Origin of the sequence: Actinomyces sp. 594 (assembly GCF_019325145.1) — a bacterium.
In the GTDB taxonomy this organism is placed as follows: Bacteria; Actinomycetota; Actinomycetes; order Actinomycetales; family Actinomycetaceae; genus Actinomyces.
In genome coordinates this window covers 23827-29697 of the sequence record NZ_PIZC01000030.1, presented here as the reverse complement: position 1 = coordinate 29697, position 5871 = coordinate 23827, and the positions used below count along the sequence as shown (strand labels likewise).

General features: G+C 66.2%; 5 protein-coding genes. All 5 read left to right on the top strand.

Going from position 1 to position 5871, the window contains the following annotated elements; all coding sequences use genetic code 11:
* Nucleotides 1–803 precede the first annotated feature (803 nt).
* Nucleotides 804–1571 (top strand): amino acid ABC transporter ATP-binding protein, encoded by a 768-nt coding sequence (locus GZ998_RS04120; protein ID WP_308807156.1) that lies wholly within the window; start codon nucleotides 804–806, stop codon nucleotides 1569–1571.
* 71 nt (nucleotides 1572–1642) lie between these two features.
* A complete protein-coding gene (locus tag GZ998_RS04115) occupies nucleotides 1643–2656 on the top strand; it encodes a glutamate ABC transporter substrate-binding protein (protein ID WP_162679322.1) in 1014 nt (337 codons plus the stop codon).
* Nucleotides 2657–2749: 93 nt separating this feature from the next.
* The gene (locus GZ998_RS04110; protein ID WP_162679323.1) at nucleotides 2750–3403 is read left to right on the top strand and encodes an amino acid ABC transporter permease; all 654 of its coding nucleotides are present in this window, start codon (nucleotides 2750–2752) and stop codon (nucleotides 3401–3403) included.
* Nucleotides 3400–4254, top strand: a complete 855-nt coding sequence (locus tag GZ998_RS04105; protein ID WP_257505038.1) for an amino acid ABC transporter permease — start codon at nucleotides 3400–3402, stop codon at nucleotides 4252–4254. Before GZ998_RS04110 ends, GZ998_RS04105 begins: the two co-directional genes overlap by 4 nt.
* Nucleotides 4255–4817: 563 nt before the next feature.
* The coding region (locus GZ998_RS04100; protein ID WP_219109111.1) for an inositol-3-phosphate synthase at nucleotides 4818–5871 on the top strand (1054 nt) is incomplete at its 3' end.

Sequence of the window (5871 nt, the reverse complement as noted above, 5' to 3'; positions counted from 1 at the left end):
CCTTCGCCATTGTCATTCATGCCGACTCTCCTCCCGAGTGACTAGCAAACCGTGACCTTGGTGAGACTACCATCAGCGTTCGAGGCCGCGCCCTGGCCGGGGTGGTCAGTGGCGTTGTGGCGGTCCTGAGCGCCCACAACCCGTCGTACTCCTGATCGGACGAAAACACTCTGTCGGCGCGTACTGCGCACCTCGTCCCAGGAGCCGTACTCATAGCAGCCCTGCATCTGAAGCGCACCGGGTTTCATCAAGGTAAGTGAATACGCGGAAGGATCACTGCCGGAGGTTCTCAGAGTAGGTGCCCTGAGGATCTGGGGCAGCTGGCTGACCGCTCCTTCTGTGGCGTGGCGGTTGGCGCCATGCTCGGCTACCACCTGCGAGCGCGTGCAGGGGCCGTCCGGAGTACTCCACATGACTTAACCTGGGAATTGTCCAGGACGGTGGGGTAGGGGCCTGGCGGCGGGAAGTGACTGCAGTGTCGATGACATCAGGGGTCATGGCTGGATCGTAGTTCGCAACGCAGCCATGCAGGAGTCCCCTCTGCATCTGGCTCGCAGCGTGTCTCAACTGCCGAGACGGGGCTGTGATGCCACTCGCAGTCCGCCCGAATGCTGGATACCTGCATGCTCGCTCCCGGGGTGCGGGTGCTACTGTGCACTTGGCGCGTACCGCTCGGTCCAACCCGGATCGCGGCCGGGCGCCGCGAACCCGAACCGGAGGGAACCTGTGGTTTTGCGAATGTGTTGCTGCTGTCGTTGAGACAGTCTCAGTCCCATTCGCCCCTAATACGAGAAGAGGCTCCTGTGCCTGCTCCCGCCAACCCTTCCAGCACTGAGTACCCGCTCGTGCGCATCAGCCACGTCAGCAAGTACTACGGCGACTTCAAGGCGCTCGACGACGTCTCGCTGGACATTCACCGCGGCGAGGTGGTCGCCGTGATCGGGGCCTCCGGCTCCGGCAAGTCAACCCTGTGCCGCACCATCAACCGGCTCGAGACGATCCAGTCCGGCACCATCGAGATCGATGGTGAGCTCCTACCTGAGGAGGGGCGCGAGCTGGCCCGCCTGCGGGCTGAGGTCGGGATGGTCTTCCAGTCCTTCAACCTGTTCCCGCACCGCACCGTGCTGGACAACATCACTCTCGCGCCCACCCGCGTGCGCAAGGTACCCAAGGCGGACGCCGAGGCCCGCGCGCGCCAGCTGCTTCAACGCGTCGGCCTCGCCGACCAGGCTGCCAAGCGCCCACCACAGCTGTCCGGCGGACAGCAGCAGCGGGTCGCCATCGCTCGCGCCCTTGCAATGGACCCCAAGATCATGCTGTTCGACGAGCCCACCTCCGCCCTGGACCCGGAGATGATCAACGAGGTCCTCGACGTCATTAAAGACTTGGCAGCAGAAGGCATGACCATGCTCGTAGTCACCCACGAGATGGGCTTCGCCCGCTCTGTCGCCGATCGCGTCGCCTTCATGGACGGCGGCCAGATCGTGGAACTCGCCGCGCCGGCGGACTTCTTCGCCGCCCCGCGCACCGAGCGGGCGCGCGACTTCCTGTCCAAGGTGCTCAGCCACTGAGGCGCTGCCGGGCCGACTGCCATCGACTACTACTTCAACCGCTCCTTCAACCATCGTCGAAAGGAACCACCATGTCTGTTCTTCCCGGCCTGTCTCGCCGCGGCCTGCTGACCGCCGCCGGCGCTGCCTCGATCGCCGCCGTGCTGGCGGCCTGCGCCGACACTGGCGCCGACGGCCAGGCGGTCGACGCCTCAGCCGGCGCCGTCGACTACGACACCGTCATCAACTCCGGCCCGGTTGCCGCGGATGATGTTGTGGCCGCCTCCACCTGGGCCTCGGCCATCCGGGATGCCGGGGTACTGAAGACCGGCGGCACCAAGACCTCAGAGGTGTTCTCCATCGAGGATCCCGCCACCGGTGAGATCTCCGGCTTCGACGCCGCCCTCGCCCAGGTGCTGGCCCGCTACATCATCGGCGGGGACGACGCCCGCTCTCTGCTGCAGGTCACCCAGGCCACCTCCGACACCCGGGAGACCATGCTCGAGAACGGCCAGGTCGACGCCGTCTTCGCCACCTACACGATCACCCCTGAGCGCGCCGAAAAGATCGCCTTCGCCGGCCCCTACTATTCCTCCGGCCAGTCCGTGCTCGTCCGCGCCGACGAGACCGACATCAACGGCGTCGACGACCTGGCCGGCGTGAAGGTCGCCGTCCAGTCCAACTCCTCCTCCGGCCCCGCCCTGGACGAGGCCGCCCCCGAGGCCGAGCAGGCGCAGTTCCAGGACCACTCCAGTTGCGTCGCTGCCCTGGAGGCCGGCCAGGTGGACGCCTACGTCGTCGACCAGTCCCTCGAGCTCAGTGAGGTGCAGTCCAATGACGCCGTAAAGATCGTCGGCGAGCCCTTCACCGAGGACCCCTACGGCATCGGCCTGCCCAAGGACTCTGACGCCCAGGCCTTCGTCAACACGTTCTTGCAGACCATCTACGACGACGGCACCTGGAACGCCATCTGGGAGGCCACCATTGGCGCCATCATCGGCGGCGAGGCTCCCGAGCCGCCCGCCCTCGGCTCCGTGCCCGGATCCGAGATCGCCGATGTGACCGCTACCGCAGCCACCGACGCTACGGCGGAGGCAACCGACTGACGCGAGCCGGCCGGTCCGTCCCGCCCCAAGCAGTACCCGGCGGGTGGTCGTCCCAGACGGGGTCGGCCACCCGCCACCCCGGAGGAGGTGCCTATGAATGCCATTACCGACAACCTCGGTATGATCGGCCAGGGCCTGGCCACGACGCTGACTATCTCCGTAATCGGATTCGTGTGCGCGCTCGTCGTCGGGACGGTGATCGCGATCTTCCGCGTGAGCCCGATACCGCCGCTGCGCACCCTGGGCGCCGCCTGGGTGACGGTCGCCTGCAACATCCCCACCCTGTGCCTGATGATCCTGGCGGCCTTCGCCGCGCCCCGGGCAGGCGTGCCGCTGTCCCTGTTCGCCGCGGCGGTCACAGCCATCGTCTTCTCCGCCTCCGGCTTCGTGTGCGAGACGGTGCGCTCGGGCATCAACTCCGTGTCCAAGGGCCAGATTGAGGCGGCCCGCGCCCTGGGCATGCCCTTCGGACTGATCATCGCCTCGGTGGTGCTGCCGCAGGCACTCGCCCGCACCATTCAGCCCCTGGTCAACATCTTCATCTCCTGCCTGATCGGATCCTCCCTGGCCGCCGCGATCGGCGTGCCCGAGCTGACCAATGTCACCCAGCAGCTGAACCTGCGCTACGCGCAGGCGGTGATCACCTTCCTCACCTCTGGGCTCACCTATCTGGCTATTGCTTTTCTGGCCACCAAGCTCGGGGGCCTGCTTGAGCGTCGCATCTCTGGACGGGAGGCCCGCGCATGAGCGTGATGACAACACGCGTTCCCGCCCCTGCATCCGGCGCCACCGACGCCGACCTGCTCTTCGACGCCCCGGGCCCCAAGGGACGGCGCCGTATCCTCATCGGGTCGGTGCTGGTAACCCTGATCGTCCTGGTGCTTGCCGCAGCGGCTCTGTTCCAGCTCGGCCAGGCCGGCCAGCTCGCCTATCCCAAGTGGCGCTACTTCCTGGGGCAGTCGGTGGTCGGCTACCTCGGGCGAGCCCTGGCCGACACCATGCTGGTCACCGTGGTCGGTGCCGCCCTGTCCTTCCCACTGGGCATCGCCCTGGGGTGGGCGCGTATGAGCCGTTCGTGGCTGGGGCGCACCATGGTTGGCGTGTGGATCGACACCATGAGGGCCGTCCCTATGCTGCTGCTGATCTACTTCTTCCTGCTGGCGGTGCCGCGTTGGGGACTTACGCTGACTCCCTTCTGGATGCTTACCGTGCCCATCATCATGTGCTCCTCGGCTACGACGGCGGAGGTCTTCCGCTCCGGGGTGCTCGCCCTGGACCGCGGCCAGACCGAGGCCGCCCAGGCGCTGGGTCTGAGCGGTGGCCAGACCATGCGGCTGATCCTGGCGCCGCAGGCGCTGCGCCTGATGCTGCCGACGCTGATCACCCAGCTGGTGACGATCCTGAAGGACTCCTCCCTGGGATACGTGGTTGCGTACCTGGAGCTGATGTACGCCGGACGCCTGCTGACCTCCTCCGCGCGCGTCACTGCACACCTGGACGTCTACCTGCCCGCCTACGTGATCATCGCGGTGATCTACGTGATCATCAACTGGGCGCTGGGTGCGATGGCGCGGCGCGTGGAGGCGCGCACCCGCTGAGACGGCGTGTTCGAGAGCCGTTGGTGTCACTGGATGCACCACTTTCGAGGGTGGAGTAGTTAGAGCAGGCGCGTGTTCCCCTGGATGGCGGGGGAGGAGCCTGATGCTTATGTGGAGCCGACCGGGAAAGTGGTGCATCTGGTGACATGAGAGCGCGTGGTCCCGGTAGCGGTACGCCTATGGACTATGCGCGCCACCTCCAGTAGCCCACCACCACTGCCGCGGAAACCCCACTCCGGTGAGACTGACGTGGATGAATGCAGGCGGTCTCAGCGACAGGATGGCGTCACCGAGCAACACAACTGCTAGCAGGCCAATCAGCCATTGGCCGGAGGGCGGCCGGTGTGCAGCGCCTCGATGTGTTCGTCGAAGCACGCCACCAGCAGGCCGCTTTTGCCTCCGACGTACGTGACGGTTCCCACACTGACGCCGGCCTCAGCTGGGCTGCGCATTCGCTGAATGCCGCTAATTCACGGGCGTGACATGCTCTGACCAGGGAAGATCGTTAAAATCGTGCGCGTCAGATCCTCGAACGGTCATGGGTTGGCCGATTAGGAGAACAGATGAGCAAGATACGTGTCGCCATCGTCGGCGTGGGCAACTGCGCGTCGTCGCTGGTGCAGGGTGTCACCCACTACGCGGGTGCCAAGCCGACCGACACGGTAGGCGGCCTGATGCACGTCCAGTTCGGTGACTACCACGTCTCGGACATCGAGTTTGTGGCGGCTTTCGATGTCGACGCAGCCAAGGTCGGGCTCGACCTGGCCGACGCCATCAACGCCTCGGAGAACAACACCATCAAGATCGCCGACGTCGCCCCCACCGGTGTGAAGGTCCAGCGCGGCGTCACCCTCGACGGCTTCGGCAAGTACTACCGCGAGACCGTTGAGGAGTCCTCCGAGCCCCCGGTCGACGTGGTCCAGGCCCTGAAGGATGCCCAGGTAGACGTCGTCGTCTCCTACCTGCCGGTCGGCTCGGAGGAGGCGGACCGCTACTACGCCCAGTGCGCCATCGACGCCGGCTGCGCCTTCGTCAACTGCCTGCCGGTGTTCATCGCCTCCGACCCGGCCTGGGCGCAGAAGTTCACCGACGCCGGCCTGCCGATCATCGGCGACGACATCAAGTCCCAGATCGGCGCCACCATCACCCACCGGGTGCTTGCGCGCCTGTTTGAGGAGCGCGGCATCACCATTGACCGCACCTACCAGCTCAACGTCGGCGGCAACATGGACTTCAAGAACATGTTGGAGCGCGAGCGGCTGATGTCGAAGAAGATCTCCAAGACCCAGGCGGTCACCTCCAACGTCTCCAAGCAGTTCGCCGACAAGGACATCCACGTCGGCCCCTCGGATTACGTCGGCTGGCTGGACGACCGCAAGTTCGCCTTCGTACGCCTGGAGGGCCGCAACTTCGGCGGCGCCCCGGTCAGCCTGGAGTACAAGCTGGAGGTATGGGACTCCCCGAACTCCGCCGGCGTGGTCATTGACGCCATCCGGGCCGCCAAGATCGGCCTGGACCGCGGCATCGGCGGACCGCTGCTGTCCCCGGCCTCCTTCTTCATGAAGTCCCCGCCGCAGCAGCGCCCCGACGAGGATGCCATGGACTCCACCGAGGCCT

Coding starts and splice junctions, on each gene's coding strand:
- GZ998_RS04105 (WP_257505038.1), top strand. CDS start 3,400: ATGAGCGTGATGACAACACGCGTTCCCGCCCCTGCATCCGGCGCCACC.
- GZ998_RS04115 (WP_162679322.1), top strand. CDS start 1,643: ATGTCTGTTCTTCCCGGCCTGTCTCGCCGCGGCCTGCTGACCGCCGCC.
- GZ998_RS04110 (WP_162679323.1), top strand. CDS start 2,750: ATGAATGCCATTACCGACAACCTCGGTATGATCGGCCAGGGCCTGGCC.